Here is an 18,575-nt window from a genome sequence, read left to right on the forward strand (position 1 = left end):
CATCCACCCCGTAATGGTGACTCCTTTGACAAAGCATCATTTTCTACCAAAGCCACCGCCGATGGAATGGAAGCCGGGTAGGTGGGAGCGGCCCTCGGCCGCGAAAAGCGGAGGGCACTGATACCGTACGAAAGCTATCGCCTCGTGCATGAGATCGATGACGAAACCGTGTGGGTATTGGCCCTAGTGCCTACCGCCCGGCGGTGGCCGCCATCTCGGGAATAGTGCTCGCCTGCTGCCGGGATTTGGCCTGCCCGCGATTGGGGGGCAGGGGGCTCAAGCCCTTGTGCACACCGCCTTTCGCCGCCGGGGGCAGCTCCCAAGGTAGCCTTTGTTTGCAGGTTCATTCCAGGGCTTGGCAGCTCGACTGAGTCCTAGCCGAAGAAATAGCGCATGCCACCCAGGATGAGGGCGGTATGGGCCAGCAGGGCACCCAGGGTCCATTTGATGGTGTCCACCTTCTGGCGCCCCATCTCGGCCCGGAGATTGCCTTCCATCTGCCGGGTTTCGGCCCGCAACTGCTCAATCTCCTTTTGCAACCGCAGTTCAGTTTCCCTTAAGGACGCATTGGTAGCCAGATCATTCACGGCCGGGAAACGGCGTTCCACATGCTCGATGGCTTCCACGATCAAACGCGCTCGGGTCTTCTCGTCCGGGGCGCTGCTGATCTGTTCGTAGAGTTCGATCACGGAGGTCATGGCGGGCAGTATGACACCGCTTGGTTGGGGGCGCCAGATGAAGCGATAAGCTGAACGTCAAGCGATGTGGTCTACGGCTAGTTTGACATAGACCTCGGTGTGGTGGGGGGGGGGCACGGTACAGAAATGGCCACCGACGTTGATCAAGCAACTGCCCGCCGTGCGCCAGAAAAGCCCAGGAGGTTCTGTGATCAATGCTTGCCCAGGAGTGCCTCCAGGCTCTCAGCGGACAGGATCTTGACGACCCACTCATCCAATTGCTCATCGCTGGCCTGACTCGGGCATTCATCGGCCCAGGCGGGCAATTCGCCAAACTTCAAGGCAATCAGCTTACGCAGGGTATCCGCAACACCCAGATGGTGGCCTTGCTCGAGTCCTTTCTCCATCCCCTGTTCAAGTCCCTGCTCCATCCCTTTCTCAATCCCCAACCGCTCCGCCGTATTGATGTAAGGCATACGCTTTTCCTCCTCAATGGCATAGACCACTTCCAGAAAACCCCGTTCCAGCTCCCTGGGCAGCTGGATCATCCAGTCGATGATGTGGAACAGCCGCTGAATCTGAACCCGACTGTAACCCCGCTCATACAGCAAACGAATCAAGCCCACCTTGGCCCGCTGACGCGCCTCTCCATCATCCAGACGCTTGGCCTTGATCTGTGCCATCACCACCAGGGCGAAGACATTCTCGCTGACCTCCAGATCCGCCCAGCGCGCCTCCCAGTCGATCAGCTTGGTCATGGGGAACGCCAAAGCTCAACAAACCGGGGCTGGTGTCCGCCAGCACCGCCAGGCTCACCACATCCACCCCGTACCGGTCCCGCAAGCGATACTGGTAAGTATACATCCGCTGGGCAAACCCATCCTCCGGCTCACCCTGCACCTCCACATGAACCAGCACCCAGGTCTCGCCCCCATCCCGGGCATGGACCTTGATCAGCTTGTCCGCATGGCGCCGACCGCTGTTGGCATCCGCCGTGATCTGCTGCAACTCCTTGTCCATGGGGCTGTACCCCCGCGACCAGTCCACCTCCCCATGGATCGCCGGGAACAACAGTTGCACAAACTCCTGAAAATAGGATTCCAGGGCATCCTTCCAGGGACTATCGTGATCGGTACGCCGGGGACTGTCTTGATCGCTCATGAGTCACTCCTTTGACAAAGCATCATTTTCTACCAAAGCCACCGCCGATGGAATGGAAGCCAAGAGGGTGGGAGCGGCCCTCGGCCGCGAAAAGCGGAGGGCACTGATATCGTTTCCCGTACGGGCCACTGCGAGCCCTGTCGTCAAAACGCTGCCCAAAGGTCCTGCCCAAACATATCCCGAGCAGTGCTGTCGATTATGTCTAAACCAGCATGACCGGGCCGGGATAGCGGGCAACAGTCTCATCGGCCGTCAGCAGCAGCACGCCCTCGCTTTCGGCCTGCGCAACAAGCAAACGATCGAATGGGTCACGGTGGATGGGCGGCAGATGGTGGACGGCAAGGGCGTGGGTGCTGGTGATAGGGAGTTCCGTGTAGCCATTGTCAATCAGGCCGCGTTTCAGAAGATGTGGATCCATGCGGAAGTCCGAACGACCCAGGCCAGCCTTGATCGTCACTTCCCAGAGGCTGGCAGCGCTGAACCAGAGTGCGTTGTTCTCGTCCATCAGCTTCTCTTGTGCCGCTGCCGATAGTCGATCTGGCTGTGCGGCCGCCCAGAGCAGCAGGTGCGTATCCAGTAACAGAATCATGAACGATCGTCGCCACCGAACATCCTGGCGATCTCGTCGCCGCCCATGGTGTCGAAATCGTTGGGGATCTGAAAGGCTCCCTTGAGAAAGCCAAGGCGACGGGCCTTGCTGGCCGGCGGAGTGTCGATGGGCGTGAGCTTGGCGATGGGGCGGCCCGCCTTGGCAATGATCACGGTTTCTCCTATCGCGGCACGCGCCAAAAGCCGGGAGAGCTGGGTTTTGGCTTCGTGGATATTGACCGTATCCATGCTGGCATCCTCATCTTTTTAGCTAGACTTGGTGAGTCTAGTCTTTTTGAAGAGTGGTCACCACTGGGGAAATTCCCGTGGGAGCGGCCCTCGGTCGCGAAAAACCGTGTGGGTATTGGCCCTGGTGCATACCGCCCGGCAGTGGCCGCCATCTCGGGAATAGTGCCCGCCTGCTGCAGGATCTGGCCTGCCCGCGATTGGGGGGGGCGGGGGGCTCAAGCCTTTGTGCACACCGCCTTTCGCCGCCGGGGGCAGCTCCCACGGTCGCCTTTGTTTGCAGGGTCATTACAGGGCTTGCCAGTTCGACTGAGCCCTAGCCGAAGAAATAGCGCATGCCACCCAGGATGAGGGCGGTATGGGCCAGCAGGGCACCCAGGGTCCATTTGATGGTATCCACCTTCTGGCGACCCATTTCGGCTCTGAGGTTGCCCTCGATCTGTTTCATCTCGGTACTGAGGTCGCCCTCGATCCGTTTCATCTCGGTACTGAGGTCGCCCTCGATCCGTTTCATCTCGGTTCTGAGATTGCCTTCCATCTGCCGGGTTTCGGCCCGCAACTGCTCGATCTCCTTCTGAAGGTCCCCCCGCAGTTGCTCGATCTCCTTCTGAAGGTCCCCCCGCAGTTGCTCGATATCCTTCTGAAGATCACCACGCAACTGCTCGATCTCTTTCTGGAGATCCCCCCGCAGCTGCTCGATTTCCTTCTGCAACCGCAGTTCAGTTTCCCGTAGCGATGCATTGGTAGCCAGATCATTCACGGCCGGGAAACGGCGTTCCACATGCTCGATGGCTTCCACGATCAAACGCGCTCGGGTCTTCTCGTCCGGGGCGCTGCTGATCTGTTCGTAGAGTTCGATTACGGAGGTCATGGCGGGCAGTATGACACCGCTTGGTTGGGGGTGCCAGATGAAGCGATAGGCTGAACGCCAAGCGACGTGACCTTTGCTGTCTCCACGTCGGCCGGATGGATATGACCGTTCCCCTACGGGCTACTGGAGCCCGGTGGTCAAGACGCTGCTAAAAGCTCCTGACCAAACATATCCCGAGCCGTCCGGATACCCCGCAGATACCGACATTGCCTTCGCGCCGCCAGATCCACCAGGCTCGCCGGTGCCCCGATGGCCGATCCAAAGGAATGAAACAGATCGCCAGCGTGCGCGATAAAGGCTTCAGTCCCCATGCCCATGCGCGCCAGCAGTTTCGGTGTGCTTTCCAGAATGCGTCCCCGTTTGGTGGGGTGAACGCAGCGGCCCAGGGTCTGCGTGAGTTCCATATAATCCGGCCATGAGAAGGGGATGCCCGCCTCGAATCGGCCCGTGCCGTCAAAAGGCATCAGCGGAGCTGGCTGCAACGACCGCAGCACACGCTCCTCACGCAGGACCTCACTATTGAAGATGCCACTGATGATGGCCGGGTCTGTGGGGGTGTTTGTGTTGGTTTTGTGAAGCAGGGGAGGGCAGTCATCCTCGCGCTCGGGCACGACCTCACCCACCTGGGTGGCCGTGGCCTCTTCCTGAGGTTGACTCAATCGGCGGGCGATGGAGGTGTACGTGCTGTCCTCCAGGCCCTCACACCCCCCCGCCCGAATCGGATTCAGATCAACATAGCTCATGGCGGCCAGCAACGCCTGTTCGTCCAGTAGTGCCTGACTCTTGAAACGCCCCTCCCAGAACCGCCCCCGCACCTTGTCCTCCGCGTTGGCACGGCGGGCAATGGACTCGTTCAAGACCCGCATGAACCAGGAAAGATCATGCAACCGGCCGCGGTACTCATCGGCATATTCCTCGGCGCGCGCCATCTCCGCCGCCGAAAGCGTCTCCCGAGCATCCGACAGGTAGCGCTGCACCACATCCGGGCCGCTGAACAGGCGCGTCCAGCGTGACAGCACCTCTTTGGCATCCCAGTGTCTGGACCGCTGGGCATCCACCCGCAACACCAGGTGGTAGTGGTTGCTCATGACCGCGTAGGCGGCCACATCAATGGCAAACACGGAAGCCAGCCCCAGGGCGCGATCCTCTATCCACCCGCGTCGATGCTCATAGTCGTTGCCGGTGACCGAGTCCTGCCCACAGAGAAACGCCCGCCGCACGCAACGGGACACCACGTGATACCAGGGCGTGTCATCGAGGCAGATTTGGGAGGCGCGGGGTTGGGTCATGGGATGAGCTTAGTGGGGTGGTGGGTGGGAGTCAATATCAAAATGGGTGTCCTAAAGAAGAGTACTGGGCACCCAGGGTCCATTTGATGGTGTCCACCTTCTGATGAAGGCATTCAGTCTATGGGGGCGGCAAAATCATGCCATGCACTGGAAAAATGAAGCCGTTATCACCCGCAGCTTATGCCCTTGCACCAAGCTCTAATAAAAGTTGCCTACTTGGGGTAAGCTCGACCGATGCCTATATTTTCTAAATTAAAACAATGGTTTAGCATGACTCAAATCTGTATTCTTGCCCGCTCTCCAATGTGGCACGATGGTTGCATTTGATGGGGCATGCGCAGGTTGATAACCGTTCCAGCAGCGGTCAATGCCGAGGCATGGCAACCATAGGCGCATCGTATACCGCCGCTTGAATTGAGAGGGAGTAACCGACATGTCCCAGGTCATTAACACCAATATCGCTTCGCTGAATGCTCAGCGCAACCTCAGTACTACGCAAAAACAATTACAGGTATCATTAGAGCGTCTTTCTTCGGGGCTCCGCATCAATGGCGCCAAAGATGATGCTGCCGGTTTGGCCATTTCAGAAAGGATGACTGCACAAATTAAAGGGCTCGACCAGGCCGCCAGAAATGCCAATGATGGAATTTCCTTGGTTCAGACCGTTGAGGGTGCTCTTAATGAGATTACAAATAATTTACAGAGGATGCGTGAGTTAGCTGTTCAAGCAGCTAACGATACCTATGGAGATGATGATAGGGGCTTAATACAAGATGAAATTGAATCCCTTACTGCCGAGATTACCCGAGTTGCCGAACAGACTACATTTAATGATATTGCATATTTGAATGCCTCAGGCGGAACAGATTTTAAACTTCAAGTAGGGCCCAACGAAGACAATATTATTACTATTGACTTTAGTGACTATAATTTCAAGGCGAGTGGTTTAGGGGTGAGTGGCGGCTTGTCATTAGCAAGCGTTGCAGTAGATAGTCATGATAATGCGACCTCTGCAATTAATGCCATCGACGCGGCAATCATGCAAGTGGCTGAGACGCGAGCTGAACTTGGTGCTATCCAAAACCGCCTTGAATCTACGATTCAGAGTGTGATGAATACAGCTGAAAATCTTTCAGCCTCCCGCTCTAGAATTCAGGATGCTGATTTTGCGGCAGAGACGGCGGCACTTACTCGGGGTCAGATATTGCAGCAGGCTGGTACTACAGTTTTGGCACAGGCAAACCAGGCTCCTCAAAATGTGCTTCAGTTACTACAAGGGTAGGTGACTTCGTTGAGAAGGCGGCGGTGGGGTTCGGTCTTTGGTTTAGATCGAGCCCCATTTAACGACCTCATGCTAATCTCAACTACTAGTATAGCATTTGCATGTCAGGTCAAAATTGACCAAAAATGCAATTTAGTCCGGGATTTTGAGATGAACCCGATTGGGCTAAGTTTAGTTTGTTTTGAGCAATATGGTGTAAATCCTCTGGCTCTGGATCTATCCACAAGGATCAATGCATGATTCCGATGGCGTTTAATATGTATGAATTCCCGCCGGGGTGGAGTAGTAGTGTCTGAGTAGGGTTCATCAATGGTGCTTTTGAGATGAAGATTTCGCCTATAAGCCATGGACTTCTGTTTCTGTTACGGTAGGATAGGACTCTCAGAAAATCCGATTCTTAGAGGTTCTCTTCAGTAATGGATTGGCGACGGCTGCCGCCTTGATCCAGCCACCCAAGGCAAAATCCTGCAAGATAATGTTCAACCAAAAATCCATCCTTATCACCGGCGGCACCGGCTCCTTCGGCCAGGCCTTCACCCGCACCGTGCTGGAACGCTACCCCGGCATCAAACGCCTGGTGATCTATTCCCGGGACGAGCTCAAGCAGTTCGAGATGGAGCAGACCTTCAGCACCAAGGACTACCCCGGCCTGCGCTATTTCATTGGTGATATCCGCGATCAGGACCGCCTGCACCGCGCCTTGCATGGCATCGACACCGTCATCCACGCCGCGGCCCTCAAGCAGGTCCCGGCCGCAGAATACAATCCCTTCGAATGCATCAAGACCAACATCCTTGGCGCCCAGAACCTGATTGAAGCCTGCCTGGACAGCGAGGTTGAGAGCGTCGTCGCGCTGTCCACCGACAAGGCCGCCGCGCCCATCAACCTCTACGGTGCCACCAAACTATGCTCGGATAAGCTCTTCACCGCCGCCAACAACATCCGCGGCCAACGGGATATCCGCTTTTCGGTAGTGCGCTATGGCAATGTCATGGGCAGCCGCGGATCGGTGATCCCCTTCTTTCTGGAAAAACGCAAGACCGGCATCCTCCCCATCACCGATCCTGCCATGACGCGATTCAACATCAGCCTCCAAGAAGGCGTGGACATGGTCCTTTGGGCACTGGAAAATGCCCAGGGCGGTGAGATCTTCGTCCCCAAGATCCCCAGCTACCGGATCACTGACGTAGCCAAGGCTATCGGTCCCGACTGCGAACACCCCATCATCGGCATTCGACCCGGGGAAAAGATCCACGAGGAAATGATCACCGACAGCGACAGCTATAACACGGTCGACCTGGGCCAGTACTTCGCCATCTTGCCCATGGCCTCCAAATACACCCGCGAGCAATACTGCAAGACCCATGACTGCCACCCGGTGGAACCCGGTTTCGCCTACAGCAGCGGTACCAATCAGGACTTTCTTACCGTGGAGCAGCTGCGTACCTTGATCCGCCAGCACATAGACCCCACGCTGCCGGAATGAAGCCATGATCCCCTACGGTCGCCAGGACATCACCGAGGATGACATCCAGGCCGTGGAGCAGGTGCTGCGCTCCGACTGGCTCACCCAGGGCCCCATGGTGCCTCGCTTCGAGCAGGCGGTGGCCGACTACTGCGGCGCGGCCCACGGTGTGGCGGCGAACAGTGCCACCAGCGCCCTGCACATCGCCTGCCTGGCGCTGGACCTTGGCCCCGGCGATTGGCTCTGGACCAGTCCCATTACCTTCGTCGCCTCGGCTAATTGTGGGCTTTACTGCGGCGCTCGGGTCGACTTCGTCGACATCGACCCCCTTACCTATAACATGAGCCCCGAAGCGCTGGCTGAGAAGCTGTCCGTGGCAGAACGCGAAGGACGTCTGCCCAAGGTCGTGGTGCCTGTTCACCTGTGCGGGCAATCCTGCGACATGGTCGCCATTCATGCTCTGAGTAAGCGTTACGGCTTTCATATCATTGAAGACGCATCCCATGCCATCGGCGGTCGCTACAAACGCGAACCGGTGGGCTGTGGCCGCTATAGCGACATCACCGTGTTCAGCTTTCATCCCGTGAAGATCATCACTACTGCTGAGGGTGGCATGGCCGTGACCAATGATGAGGAAATTGCCAAGCGTATGGCACGACTGCGCAGCCACGGCATCACCCGGGATCCGCAAGAGATGGTGGGAAATCCAGACGGGCCCTGGTACTACCAACAGATTGAACTGGGCTTCAATTACCGTATGACCGATCTCCAAGCGGCGCTAGGCCTGCAACAGCTGGCACGTCTGGATACCTACGTGGCCCGACGTAATAGGTTGGCAATGCACTATGACAAGGCACTGGTTCATCTGCCCGTGACGACACCTTGGCAGCGGCCGGAATGTGTGTCGGGAAGACACCTCTACACGATCCGAGTTAACCCTCAAGCAGGTGTGTCGCGTAGAACGATGTTCGAGCGGCTACGTGAACGCGGAGTGGGTGTAAATGTTCACTATATCCCTGTGCATACCCAGCCTTACTATCTAGCCATGGGATTCCAGGACGGAGATTTCCCTGAGGCGGAGCGTTATTACGGGGAAACAGTCAGTTTACCCATGTTCCCCACGCTTACCGACCATACCCAAGAAGAAATCATCCGTGCGGTCACCCAGGCAATTCAGTCATGAATCTTTGCATCATCCCCGCTCGTGGAGGCAGTAAGCGAATCCTTCGCAAGAACATCAAGGAGTTTGCTGGTAAGCCGATGATTGTATGGTCGATCGAGGCTGCGTGGGAAAGTGGCGTATTTGATCAGATTATCGTCTCAACGGATGATGACGAGATTGCCGCGGTTGCCTCATCAGCGGGCGCTCAAGCCCCCTTCCGTCGCCCGGGCTATCTTTCAGATGACCATGCCGGCACAACCGAAGTCATCGCCCACGCGACGGATTGGGCACAAAACAAGGGCTGGCGCATCGACGCCGTCTGTTGTCTCTATGCGACGGCCCCATTCGTTACAGCAATAGACCTAAAGGCAGGTCTTGAAACCCTGACCGAAGGTCATTGGGACTTTTGCTTTACCGCCACGGAATTCGCTTCTCCTATCTTTCGTGCATTTGCACAGCGCCAGGACGGTGGTGTTGATATGTTCTTCCCGGAGCACTTCAAGAAACGATCTCAAGATCTGCCACAGGCGTTGCATGATGCCGGGCAGTTCTACTGGGGCAGACCAGAGGCCTGGCTAGAGCAAAGAACGATGTTTGGACCCACAAGCAAGCCTTTCATCCTGCCTAGGTGGCGCGTGCAGGATATCGATACGGAAGATGACTGGAAGCGTGCCGAATTTCTGAAGCCCGTCATCGATAGCCAGCGAGATATCCCATAAGATTTTTATTATCGCTACTCATCCCGACTACATATGATTTGGTTCATTCAGCACGGGACCTAATTCACAGGAAAAAGCAAGGTGAAACACGAATCGGCCAATGCACGGGTCAATATCGCAGGGCGTTCTATCGGCACCGGAGAACCTCCCTACATCGTTGCTGAGATGTCGGGCAACCATAACCACGATCTGGAGCGGGCATTACGCATCATAGACGCGGCCAAGGCCGCTGGCGCTGATGCCGTCAAACTGCAGACCTACCGGGCCGACACCATCACCATCGACCATCATGGCGATGAGTTCATCGTCAAAGGGGGGCTGTGGAACGGACGATGCCTGTACGAGCTGTACGAAGAGGCCCACACCCCCTGGGAGTGGCACGCGCCCATCTTCGAGCACGCGCGGCGTATCGGTATCACGATCTTTTCCTCGCCATTCGACCACACCGCCGTAGACTTCCTTGAGGAACTGGGTGCGCCCGCTTACAAAATCGCCTCGCCGGAGCTCATTGATCTTCCGCTGATTCGCAAGGTCGCGCATACCGGTAAGCCGATCGTGATGTCCACCGGGGCGGCAACGCTGGAGGAAATCGGAGACGCCATCCAAGAGGCACGCGACGCAGGTGCGACCGAGTTGGTGGTGCTGCACTGCACAGCGGCCTATCCTGCACCGCCCGAGGAAACTAACCTGGTGACGATCAAGGCCCTGGCCGAGCGATTTGACGTGGTGGTTGGCCTGTCCGACCACACTTTGGGCACGACGGTATCGGCACTTGCGGTCGGAATGGGGGCGAGCTTCATTGAAAAGCACGTCACCCTGGCACGCGCCGACGGCGGCGTCGATAGCGCCTTTTCGCTCGAGCCTCAGGAATTGGCCGAGTTGGTGACAACGGCACGTATCGCGCAGGCGGCCGTCGGCAGGCCCACCTTCGGGCCCACGACATCGGAGGCTAGCGTGCTCAGAAACCGCCGATCTCTGTACGTGGTGAAGCCCATCGCTAAAGGGGAGGTGCTGACGCTCGACAACATACGCTCAATTCGGCCTGCCAACGGTCTAAAACCCAAGCACCTCGACGCTGTGCTTGGGCAACGCGCGGCGCGCGATCTCTCCTTTGGAGAACCGCTGAACTTTGAAATGATCACAGGCTACTCGGAAGAAGGCAGCGCTCTACGCTAGCGATTTGACTCGGAATGCTTCCGGATACGCACCTGCATAACCAAATAAAAAGGCATACTATTAACCCGGCAATCAAACAAATCACTTGATTTCGTGTTTACTTTTCGCAAAATCAGCAACTTGCCGGGAGCGCGACGGATATGAATGGTCGCCGGGTTAATATTAACCCGGCAATCAAATCACTTGATTTCGTGCTTTACCTTTCGCAAAATCAGCAACTTACCGGGAGAGCGACGGATATGAATGGTCGCCGGGTTAATATGGCCGATTCGACACTTTGCAAGCACGAACTGGGCTTTCTGCAAGTTGCAGACAAGCCATCGCCGCAAGCACTTGCGGACTACTACGAGCAAACCTACTTCCAGAACGAATCCGGCAACTACCGCAAGCGCTACTCAGCCCTGGAAACCGAGGTCATCAGCCTGCGCATCGCCCAGCGCGCGGCGCAGGTTGCGGGGCTCACGGGCCGCGAGACCCCCTGTAGCATGCTGGATGTAGGTTGCGGTGAAGGCTTTGCCATCAGCTATTTCCGATCGCTGGGGTGGCAAGTTGCCGGTATCGACTTCAGTCGAGCCGGCGTCGAGCAAATGAACCCGGACTGCGCTCAGTTCGTACAGCAGGGCGATGTGTTCCGGTTGCTAGACGCCAGGATTGCGGCTGGCGAGAAGCACGACCTTGTCTGGCTGGGCAACGTGCTCGAACACGTGCTGGACCCTGTAGGCCTGCTGCAGTCGCTGCGCCGCCTGGTTTCGGCCGATGGTCTGCTTGTGGTGACGGTCCCCAACGATGGCAACGCCTACCACGAGGCATTACTGGAGAGCGGTCAAATCCCCAATCGGTTCTGGATCGCCATCCCAGACCACATCAGCTACTTCACAGCCGACAGCCTCAAGCGCACCGCTGCAGCCACCGGCTGGCAATGCCTGGCCCTGCAGGGCGATTTCCCCATCGACTTGTATCTCGCCCATGAGGGCTCCAACTACGTGGCCGATCGATCGCGCGGAACCGCTGCCCACCAGGCTCGCCTCGGGCTGGAACGCTTGATCGGCATGGCTGGCCTTGATGCGGCAAACCGTTTCTATGCGTCTCTGGCCGAGGTCGGTCTGGGACGAAACATCACGGCGTACCTGCGCCCCCAACCCGAGAGCCAACCGTCATGACACATCAGCCGACCATTCATACTCTGGGTGGATCCACCATGACCGAGGCCGAACGCAAACTCGACTTGGTCGGGCGCTTGAGGTGTTCGCGTGTGCCCGATCGCGAATTGATCGACAATCTGGGCCTCTATCTCACACGGCAGACGCTTTCACGTATCAACTTCATTCAAAAACTTTACGAAATGATCGTCCCGGTGCATGGTGTCATCATGGAGTTCGGTGTGCGTTGGGGTCAGAATATGGCACTGTTCTCGTCACTCAGGGGCATCCACGAGCCGTTCAACTACAACCGCCGCATCATCGGCTTCGATACCTTCGAGGGTTTTCCCTCGGTCGCGGCTGAGGACGGGGGGCTGGTCAAGACCGGTGACTATGCAGTAGTGGCCGATTGGATGCAGGAGCTCGATACCATTTTGGATATCCACACTCAAAGTTCGCCGATCCCCCACAAGAAAAAGCACGAACTCGTGCAAGGCGATGCCACGGAGACACTTCCCGCCTATCTGCGCGACCATCCCGAAACCGTGGTTGCACTGGCTTATTTTGACTTCGATCTGTACAAGCCCACGCGGGATTGCCTGGAAGCGCTCCAGCCTTACCTGACCAAAGGCAGCGTGCTGGCCTTCGACGAGCTCAACACACCTGAATTACCTGGTGAAACCATCGCCGTGCGCGAGGTGCTGGGTCTGTCGCGATACGCAATTCGCCGGGACCCTTCGAATCCCCTGACTTCGTACTTGGTCGTGGAATGACGTTCACCGAAAACCACTATCGAATCATGCCCAGACCCCGGCTGCACGATGGGGATTTGTCTTTGCGTGCAGTGGGTCCGCAGGACATCGAATCCATCCGTCAGTGGCGCAATGCTCAAATGGACGTGCTCCGCCAAAGTGCGGCCATCACACCGGAGGATCAGCAACGCTACTTTGCTGAACACGTTTGGCCCGACATGGGTGTGCTTCAGCCTCAGCAAATTCTTCTAGCTATCGAGCGCCATGGACAGTTGATTGGGTACGGGGGGCTTGTGCACATTTCTTGGCCGTATCGGCGCGCCGAGATTTCCTTTCTACTTGAACCCCATCTCGAACGCGACCCTGAAACACTTCTGGATCATTTCTCTCGATACCTTCTATTGATCCAGGATTTGGCGTTTGAGGATCTTCAACTTAAAAAGTTGATAACTGAAACCTATGAGCACAGAGTAGTTCATCTAAAAGGTTTAGAGGCTGCTGGACATCGTTTGGAAGGCAGGCTTCGCAAACACGTGATGGTAGGCGGACAACCAGCCGACGCCTTGATACACGGTATTCTCTCGCATGAAGCGAGAAGCCGAAGTCCCTCGGCACGGGATACGAGTGTGCTGGTAACCTCTTCATCGCGAAAAGTACCTATAATTCGATCTTTGAAAGACGCTGCTATTAGGCTTGGTCAGGACATCCAGATTATTGCGGGCGACACAGATCCCATGGTATCTACCCGATGGGAAGCCGACGGCTTCTGGCAGATGCCCCGCCTCAGCAACAACCTTTTAACGGAGCTGATCGAAGGATGCCGGGCCCGCGCTATATCAATCGTCCTGCCCACCCGTGACGGCGAGCTGGGTTTCTGGGCCCGTCACCGCACAGTATTGGCTCAGGCCGGCATTGAGGTGATCGTATCCTCGCCAGAAGCCATCGCGCGTTGCCGGGATAAGCTGGCATTCGCACTTTTCGGCAGGGATGCACACCTGCCCATCATTCCAGCCGCGGACACGCCGGATCCTTTCGGTGACGCTCCATTGGTGGTCAAGGAACGCTTTGGTGCGGGGTCGCGCGGGATCGGGATTGACCTTTCGCGAGATGCTTCAATCGAACATGCCCGAGGACTGAAAGACCCCATTTTCCAGCCATTCATGACCGGGCCTGAAATCAGCATAGATGGCTGGATCGACAAGCATGGCCAGGTGGCAGGCGTCGTATTGCGACGCCGGGATCGTGTTGTGTCAGGCGAATCGCAGGTCACCACCACGTTCCGGGATGCAGTCCTTGAAAAACAAGCCATGCGCGTCCTGACGGCCCTGCAACTGCGTGGCCCCGTGGTCCTGCAGGCCATCATTGTGGAAGGCGCGCTTCAGGTTATCGAGTGTAATCCGCGCTTCGGCGGTGCCTCAACGGCATCCATCGCTGTGGGGCTTGATTCCCTGTCCTGGAGCCTGGCCGAAGCGTTGGGCGACACCACAACGCCCATCTTTCACCGTGCCCCGAGCGAGATCCGGCAGGTTCGTGTGCCCGTCGATCGTGTGCTTCATGATTTTGATTTTTGATCTCGACGACACCCTGTACGACGAAATGAGCTACGTCACTAGCGGTCTTCGCGCTGTGGCGCATTTCGGCGAGGCATCATTCGGGTGGGACGCTGCGCAGTCGCTCGCCTTCATGCAGGCCCATCTGCTGCAGCACGGTCGGGGTAAGGTATTTGACGCATGGCTTCATACACATGGTCAGCACTCGAACACTCGCGTGACCACATGCGTGCGCACATACCGGCATCACCAGCCTGAGATCACGCTGTTCCCTTTAGCATACAAGGTGCTCAAGTACTATATAGGAGGATGGCCATTGTACCTAGTGACTGACGGACACAAGGTGGTGCAGCAAAAAAAGATCGAAGCACTCGGGCTCGCCCCCATGTTCAAACGCACCTTTATCACCCATCGCTTTGGTATTCGCCACGCCAAGCCATCGCTACACTGCTTCGAGATCATTCGCCGTGCAGAGCGCTGTGAGTGGTGCGACATGGTCTATGTGGGCGACAATCCCGCAAAGGATTTCGTCGGTCTCAACCGTGTGGGCGCCATGACCGTGCGTGTCAATACCGGCTCGCATGCGTCCGTGGTGGCGCGTCCCGGCTATGATGCGCGCACCACCATCCCGGACCTGGCGTCTCTCCCAGAGGTGCTGGGTCAATGACTCAAGTTGTCATGAGGACAGCAGCGAACTCGACTATAAAGCAGCCCAGCTGTTATCACCCCTTCATCATTGCCGAGATGTCGGGCAACCATAACCAATCTCTGGAGCGTGCCCTGGAGATCGTCGACGCAGCCGCCGATAGCGGCGCACACGCCCTCAAGCTGCAAACCTACACCCCGGATACCATGACACTGGATATCCAGGAAGGCGAATTTTTCCTGGCCGACGACAGTACACCCTGGCAGGGCACAAGCCTCTACGACCTGTACAAGCTGGCCCAAACTCCCTGGGAATGGCATGAACCCATTATGCGCAGGGCCAAACAGCGGGGCATGATCTGTTTTAGCAGCCCATTTGATGCCACCGCAGTAGACTTCCTGGAGGAACTGGATACCCCGGCTTACAAGATCGCATCCTTTGAAAATGCCGATATCCCCCTGATCCGCAAGGTGGCCGCCACAGGCAAACCCGTGATCCTATCCACCGGCATGGCCACCTTGGCGGAACTGGACGAAACAGTGCGTACGCTGCGCGACTATGGTTGCGAGAACTTCGTACTTCTCAAGTGCACCAGCACCTATCCCGCTACGCCAGAAAACAGCAATGTACTCACCATACCCCATATGCGGGCGTTGTTCGGCTGTGAAGTAGGCCTATCCGACCACACCCTGGGCGTTGGGGTGGCCGTGGCGGCTGTCGCCCATGGTGCAAGTGTGGTAGAAAAACACTTCACGCTTGATCGTGCAGATGGCGGGGTCGATTCCACCTTCTCCTTGGAGCCGAGGGAAATGCGGCAACTCGTGATTGAAACTGAGAGAGCCTGGCAATCGCTGGGAACCGTCTGCTACGGGCCTACTGAAGCTGAGCGGGCGTCCATGAGGTTTCGGCGCTCTCTATATGCGGTTGAGGATATTCAGGCAGGGGATAGGTTAACTCATGAAAATATGCGTTCTATCCGGCCTGGTAGCGGATTATCCCCCTCCTACTATGAGGTCTTGCTGGGTAGGCGAGTGAATCGTGATCTTAAAAGAGGTACGCCTCTTGTGTGGGAGCAGTTGGGATGACCACGGTGGCGCAAAAATCAAAAAGGGCCATAACCGGAGGTCTATTTTTTAAACTCGAATCGGTTTGGTTACGTGGACTGATAGCCTGAAAAACTAACTGGAGTCACTATGATGAATCAGCAAGAGTCCGAGATACTCAAGGAAAGCAGCAAGGAGGTCAATGAGTATCTCGAACGTTCCATTCCAGTGCTTGAAGGCCTATTGGTACCGTTGCGGGCTGGGCGCAATGTTGAACCAATATCATCATTGGCTTCTGCGGCAGATGGTTTGGGAGGGCTAGTACAATATGCCTCGTCCGCTCGTAAACTACTTGACTCTGCTAATGCCGATCTTGCCAATGCCTTCCATCATTTTGAGTCCCGGCTGGCTGCAGCACTTGAACCAATGGTGGCGGGGATGGATGCACAAGATGCTGTACTGGTTGCTGATGTCGTTGAGTATGAATTAATCCCTGCACTGAAAGAGCTTCAGAGTGCTGTAGGGGATGTCCTCAGCCAGTCTAATATTCATTAGGGGGAGCCTGTGAGCGTCTTTGCAAGCGTTGAAGTTTCGTCTCTCTTTCAGGCAAATATAGAGGCTTTGCACCACCGTAACCCCAAGTTGGCGGAGCGTGTATTAGCGGCTAAAAGCTCGCTTGAAGATCTGGAATCAGAAATGGGAAGGCGTGGACAGCCGACCCTGAAAGCCCGGGACAATCAGGGGGCCTACTATCTGCACAGTCCTTATGATCCGATCCGTGAAGCCAATGCTCTGGTGAATAAGGAGTTGGATCCTGCTGAATTGGAGGTGGTGGTCGTTTTAGGAGTTGGCCTTGGGTATTACATTGAGTCTGTCTTGTCATCTCTAGACCCCCGTGCCAAGGTCGTTGTGGTAGAGCCTGATATCGCCGCATTCAGATTGGCGTTGGAGCATCGCGATATCACTGATTTGCTCAATTCAGAAAGAGTGATTTGGGTTGTTCAATCCAATCACCAGACAGCTGTGGATGAGGTGGTACGCGCGCTGAATTCAGTTACCATAAAGTCATGGTCTGCATTGATTCCACCAGCGATAGCTCGTCGATATATGGCATTTGCCAAGCCGTTTGTATTGGTATTGGGATCTGCTCTAACAACCCTGAAGGTTCATTTGGCGACTCAGATTAAAGCGGCAGACCTTTTTCTCAGTAACACATTTCATAACCTTCCATATATGGCCGATGCTCCGGGTATTCAGGATATACGTGGAGCATGGAAGGGCCAGCCTCTGCTATTGATTTCTGCTGGCCCTTCATTGGATCAACACCTGGAAATTATTCGCGCCTTTAAAGATCGAGTTCTTCTGGTTGCGGTAGGGCAAGCATGGCGCACTCTGAGAAAAGCCGATATTGAACCTCATTTTGTAGTAACAGTAGACCCCTTCGAAGGTAACCTCCCTCATTTTGAAGGTATGGAATCGATGGGCGCCAGCTTGCTTGCAGACGCAGGAACACATCCTCTTATTGTTAAACAATTTACGGGACGTCGGATTTTTTGCCACTCGACTCATCCTGTGGATCTTCTGATGTCTCAAGTATGTGGAGAGCGTGGCGTCCTGCCTACCGGCGGGTCAGTGGCTAATACTGCTTTCTCATTTGCTGTCAACTTGTCCGCAGATCCGATTATATTGGTAGGGCAGGACCTTGCATTTACAGGTGGCCAGACACATGTTACTGGTAACGCTTATCGTCAGGCCGTGGATTCCATCGCAGAAGAAAAGCGAAAGAGCTGGCGTGAGGTGCCGGGATATGATGGAGGTAAGGTCATTACCAATTCGCAGATGGATGTGTATCGGCACTGGTTTGAGCGTTTTATTCTGAATCAGCCTGAGCTGCGAGTGATAAATTCCACAGAGGGTGGGGCACATATCGAGGGTGCGAGGCAGTTACCATTGTCAGATGCCTTGAATATGTTTGCGAGTGATAAAGCCATTGATATCAATGGTCTGTGGCCAAGTGATTTCGAAGTCTCGACGCCTGATGAGCTCAAAAGAAGACTCCATGGCCTCCGGTTGAAGCTTTCCGAGTTTAAAGAACTTTCTGAAGATATTGTTCATCTTGCTGGGGAGTTGGGATCATTACAAGACCTGAATGGCGAGCTACAAGGCGTGCCTGGCGCAGCCAAGCTAAACAGCCGACTCAAAACTCGCTTCCGAAAATTCCGCCGACTCAAGCATCCTGCTCGTGTTATGGTGGAAGCGTTTACCTCCCGATCACGTATTGGTGCTCATACTGTGCTGCAGAAGCAGGAAAAGGATGAGTCCCTATCAAGCCGCCAAGGATTGTCGCTTGCCCAGGGTTTTTATCGAGACGTAGCGAAAGGTTGCGATCAAGGGATTAAACTGCTGGAACAGACCTTGAGTGAGGTCCATAAGAAAATGTCAGACAAAAAGGTTTGAGAGGGTTTTAAAAGAAATAGAGTATCATCCCGAGCGTTTATCATCTTATGGAAGCCTGCTACAGCCGCCGACCCCTTACAGGGGTGTCTCCGATAAGCAATGATTCTCATTTGCGATTAGGTGCGCGATATTACGGCTTTGGCGTGTTGACTTGATGGCTGCGAAGCAGTCCCGATTGGCCAGGAGGTGGTTTCGGCAAGCCGCGTAGCGCACAAACACGTAGCAGCGCCGGTCTCCAAGCGGCCATGGCATCCTTTGCTGGCGTTTTCCTTGGTATGATGCGGCACCTACGCTCCTGGCACCACGTAAAGCTGGCAACAGCCCGCCTCAGACGGTCTGCCCGCAGTCAGCG

19 protein-coding genes are annotated in these 18,575 nt (G+C 55.9%); 12 read left to right on the forward strand and 7 right to left on the reverse strand.

What is annotated here, in order from left to right:
- Positions 1-374: 374 nt before the first annotated feature.
- The 7 genes from LPW29_RS10290 to LPW29_RS10320 form a co-directional block, all read right to left on the reverse strand.
- Positions 375-698, reverse strand: coding sequence for a CCDC90 family protein (locus LPW29_RS10290; RefSeq protein ID WP_238627931.1), 324 nt, complete (start codon positions 696-698; stop codon positions 375-377).
- 191 nt (positions 699-889) lie between these two features.
- Positions 890-1,435, reverse strand: a complete 546-nt coding sequence (locus LPW29_RS10295; protein ID WP_238627932.1) for a hypothetical protein — start codon at positions 1,433-1,435, stop codon at positions 890-892.
- A complete protein-coding gene (locus LPW29_RS10300) occupies positions 1,329-1,838 on the reverse strand; it encodes a hypothetical protein (RefSeq protein ID WP_238627933.1) in 510 nt (169 codons plus the stop codon). Before LPW29_RS10300 ends, LPW29_RS10295 begins: the two co-directional genes overlap by 107 nt.
- Before the next feature lie 202 nt (positions 1,839-2,040).
- The gene (locus LPW29_RS10305; RefSeq protein WP_238627934.1) at positions 2,041-2,427 is read right to left on the reverse strand and encodes a type II toxin-antitoxin system VapC family toxin; all 387 of its coding nucleotides are present in this window, start codon (positions 2,425-2,427) and stop codon (positions 2,041-2,043) included.
- Positions 2,424-2,675 (reverse strand): type II toxin-antitoxin system Phd/YefM family antitoxin, encoded by a 252-nt coding sequence (locus LPW29_RS10310; protein ID WP_238627935.1) that lies wholly within the window; start codon positions 2,673-2,675, stop codon positions 2,424-2,426. The genes LPW29_RS10305 and LPW29_RS10310 overlap by 4 nt, the downstream gene beginning before the upstream one ends.
- A 313-nt stretch (positions 2,676-2,988) precedes the next feature.
- Positions 2,989-3,543 (reverse strand): coiled-coil domain-containing protein, encoded by a 555-nt coding sequence (locus LPW29_RS10315; protein WP_238627936.1) that lies wholly within the window; start codon positions 3,541-3,543, stop codon positions 2,989-2,991.
- 137 nt (positions 3,544-3,680) lie between these two features.
- Positions 3,681-4,832, reverse strand: a complete 1,152-nt coding sequence (locus LPW29_RS10320; protein WP_238627937.1) for a transposase — start codon at positions 4,830-4,832, stop codon at positions 3,681-3,683.
- 433 nt (positions 4,833-5,265) lie between these two features.
- On the opposite strand from LPW29_RS10320, the gene LPW29_RS10325 reads away from it, so the two are divergent.
- The 12 genes from LPW29_RS10325 (at position 5,266) to LPW29_RS10380 (ending at position 18,223) form a co-directional block, all read left to right on the forward strand.
- Positions 5,266-6,114: a flagellin N-terminal helical domain-containing protein gene (locus LPW29_RS10325; protein WP_238627938.1), complete on the forward strand. Its 849-nt coding sequence runs from the start codon at positions 5,266-5,268 to the stop codon at positions 6,112-6,114.
- A gap of 475 nt (positions 6,115-6,589) precedes the next feature.
- Entirely contained in the window at positions 6,590-7,600 is a 1,011-nt protein-coding gene (gene pseB, locus LPW29_RS10330) for a UDP-N-acetylglucosamine 4,6-dehydratase (inverting) (protein ID WP_238627939.1), read from the forward strand.
- A 4-nt stretch (positions 7,601-7,604) separates the two neighbouring features.
- Positions 7,605-8,762 carry a UDP-4-amino-4,6-dideoxy-N-acetyl-beta-L-altrosamine transaminase gene (pseC, locus tag LPW29_RS10335; RefSeq protein ID WP_238627940.1) on the forward strand — a complete coding sequence of 386 codons (1,158 nt, stop codon included), beginning with the start codon at positions 7,605-7,607 and terminating at the stop codon, positions 8,760-8,762.
- Positions 8,759-9,460 (forward strand): pseudaminic acid cytidylyltransferase, encoded by a 702-nt coding sequence (gene pseF, locus LPW29_RS10340; RefSeq protein WP_238627941.1) that lies wholly within the window; start codon positions 8,759-8,761, stop codon positions 9,458-9,460. Before pseC ends, pseF begins: the two co-directional genes overlap by 4 nt.
- Before the next feature lie 81 nt (positions 9,461-9,541).
- Complete coding sequence (gene pseI / locus LPW29_RS10345; RefSeq protein WP_238627942.1) at positions 9,542-10,636, forward strand: pseudaminic acid synthase; 1,095 nt, start codon at positions 9,542-9,544, stop codon at positions 10,634-10,636.
- Positions 10,637-10,776: 140 nt separating this feature from the next.
- On the forward strand, positions 10,777-11,796 hold the full coding sequence (locus LPW29_RS10350) for a methyltransferase domain-containing protein (RefSeq protein ID WP_238627943.1): 1,020 nt from the start codon (positions 10,777-10,779) through the stop codon (positions 11,794-11,796).
- 38 nt (positions 11,797-11,834) lie between these two features.
- Positions 11,835-12,548: a TylF/MycF/NovP-related O-methyltransferase gene (locus LPW29_RS10355; RefSeq protein WP_238627944.1), complete on the forward strand. Its 714-nt coding sequence runs from the start codon at positions 11,835-11,837 to the stop codon at positions 12,546-12,548.
- Positions 12,545-14,098 carry a GNAT family N-acetyltransferase gene (locus LPW29_RS10360; protein WP_238627945.1) on the forward strand — a complete coding sequence of 518 codons (1,554 nt, stop codon included), beginning with the start codon at positions 12,545-12,547 and terminating at the stop codon, positions 14,096-14,098. Before LPW29_RS10355 ends, LPW29_RS10360 begins: the two co-directional genes overlap by 4 nt.
- Positions 14,082-14,744, forward strand: a complete 663-nt coding sequence (locus LPW29_RS10365) for an HAD family hydrolase (RefSeq protein WP_238627946.1) — start codon at positions 14,082-14,084, stop codon at positions 14,742-14,744. The genes LPW29_RS10360 and LPW29_RS10365 overlap by 17 nt, the downstream gene beginning before the upstream one ends.
- Complete coding sequence (pseI, locus tag LPW29_RS10370; protein ID WP_238627947.1) at positions 14,741-15,808, forward strand: pseudaminic acid synthase; 1,068 nt, start codon at positions 14,741-14,743, stop codon at positions 15,806-15,808. The genes LPW29_RS10365 and pseI (LPW29_RS10370) overlap by 4 nt, the downstream gene beginning before the upstream one ends.
- A 111-nt stretch (positions 15,809-15,919) precedes the next feature.
- Positions 15,920-16,321, forward strand: coding sequence for a hypothetical protein (locus LPW29_RS10375; RefSeq protein ID WP_238627948.1), 402 nt, complete (start codon positions 15,920-15,922; stop codon positions 16,319-16,321).
- A 9-nt stretch (positions 16,322-16,330) separates the two neighbouring features.
- The gene (locus LPW29_RS10380) at positions 16,331-18,223 is read left to right on the forward strand and encodes a motility associated factor glycosyltransferase family protein (RefSeq protein WP_238627949.1); all 1,893 of its coding nucleotides are present in this window, start codon (positions 16,331-16,333) and stop codon (positions 18,221-18,223) included.
- The last annotated feature ends 352 nt before the right edge of the window (positions 18,224-18,575 follow it).

Source organism: Ectothiorhodospira sp. 9100, from assembly GCF_022227565.1.
Classification (GTDB): Bacteria; Pseudomonadota; Gammaproteobacteria; order Ectothiorhodospirales; family Ectothiorhodospiraceae; genus Ectothiorhodospira; species Ectothiorhodospira marina.

What these genes read in the sequence shown, in the direction of transcription:
- LPW29_RS10290 (WP_238627931.1), bottom strand. Translation starts at nt 698, where the DNA reads ATGACCTCCGTGATCGAACTCTACGAACAGATCAGCAGCGCCCCGGAC.
- LPW29_RS10295 (WP_238627932.1), bottom strand. Translation starts at nt 1,435, where the DNA reads ATGACCAAGCTGATCGACTGGGAGGCGCGCTGGGCGGATCTGGAGGTC.
- LPW29_RS10300 (WP_238627933.1), bottom strand. Translation starts at nt 1,838, where the DNA reads ATGAGCGATCAAGACAGTCCCCGGCGTACCGATCACGATAGTCCCTGG.
- LPW29_RS10305 (WP_238627934.1), bottom strand. Translation starts at nt 2,427, where the DNA reads ATGATTCTGTTACTGGATACGCACCTGCTGCTCTGGGCGGCCGCACAG.
- LPW29_RS10310 (WP_238627935.1), bottom strand. Translation starts at nt 2,675, where the DNA reads ATGGATACGGTCAATATCCACGAAGCCAAAACCCAGCTCTCCCGGCTT.
- LPW29_RS10315 (WP_238627936.1), bottom strand. Translation starts at nt 3,543, where the DNA reads ATGACCTCCGTAATCGAACTCTACGAACAGATCAGCAGCGCCCCGGAC.
- LPW29_RS10320 (WP_238627937.1), bottom strand. Translation starts at nt 4,832, where the DNA reads ATGACCCAACCCCGCGCCTCCCAAATCTGCCTCGATGACACGCCCTGG.
- LPW29_RS10325 (WP_238627938.1), top strand. Translation starts at nt 5,266, where the DNA reads ATGTCCCAGGTCATTAACACCAATATCGCTTCGCTGAATGCTCAGCGC.
- pseB (WP_238627939.1), top strand. Translation starts at nt 6,590, where the DNA reads ATGTTCAACCAAAAATCCATCCTTATCACCGGCGGCACCGGCTCCTTC.
- pseC (WP_238627940.1), top strand. Translation starts at nt 7,605, where the DNA reads ATGATCCCCTACGGTCGCCAGGACATCACCGAGGATGACATCCAGGCC.
- pseF (WP_238627941.1), top strand. Translation starts at nt 8,759, where the DNA reads ATGAATCTTTGCATCATCCCCGCTCGTGGAGGCAGTAAGCGAATCCTT.
- LPW29_RS10350 (WP_238627943.1), top strand. Translation starts at nt 10,777, where the DNA reads ATGAATGGTCGCCGGGTTAATATTAACCCGGCAATCAAATCACTTGAT.
- LPW29_RS10355 (WP_238627944.1), top strand. Translation starts at nt 11,835, where the DNA reads ATGACCGAGGCCGAACGCAAACTCGACTTGGTCGGGCGCTTGAGGTGT.
- LPW29_RS10360 (WP_238627945.1), top strand. Translation starts at nt 12,545, where the DNA reads ATGACGTTCACCGAAAACCACTATCGAATCATGCCCAGACCCCGGCTG.
- LPW29_RS10365 (WP_238627946.1), top strand. Translation starts at nt 14,082, where the DNA reads ATGATTTTGATTTTTGATCTCGACGACACCCTGTACGACGAAATGAGC.
- pseI (WP_238627947.1), top strand. Translation starts at nt 14,741, where the DNA reads ATGACTCAAGTTGTCATGAGGACAGCAGCGAACTCGACTATAAAGCAG.
- LPW29_RS10375 (WP_238627948.1), top strand. Translation starts at nt 15,920, where the DNA reads ATGAATCAGCAAGAGTCCGAGATACTCAAGGAAAGCAGCAAGGAGGTC.